General features: G+C 39.4%; 1 protein-coding gene. It reads right to left on the reverse strand.

Annotation, left to right across the window (positions count from 1 at the left end):
• Positions 1 to 154: 154 nt before the first annotated feature.
• Positions 155 to 310 (reverse strand): cold shock domain-containing protein (locus tag H5126_RS21335; RefSeq protein ID WP_182720412.1); only part of this gene is annotated, 156 nt, incomplete at its 5' end.

Here is a 310-nt window from a genome sequence, read left to right on the forward strand (position 1 = left end):
CCTGAAAAGAGGCGATTGAGCCGGAAAAAATAGTTAACTTGAGGATATCGTGCAGGATTATTACTAAAACAACTCGGTACTAACAAATAAAACAAAACTTCTTTCAAACTAGTATTCAAAATGGGCTATTGCTAACCCATTTTAACGAAAGCAATTAGATACTAACGATGTTTTCAGCTTGTGGACCTTTTTGACCTTGAGTAACAGTAAACTGTACACGTTGGCCTTCAGCTAAAGTTTTAAAACCGTCGCCAGAGATCGCGCTGAAATGTGCGAACACGTCTGCGCCAGATTCTTGCTCGATAAAACC

This window comes from Pseudoalteromonas sp. SG45-3 (assembly GCF_014164075.1).
Taxonomy (GTDB): Bacteria; Pseudomonadota; Gammaproteobacteria; order Enterobacterales; family Alteromonadaceae; genus Pseudoalteromonas; species Pseudoalteromonas distincta.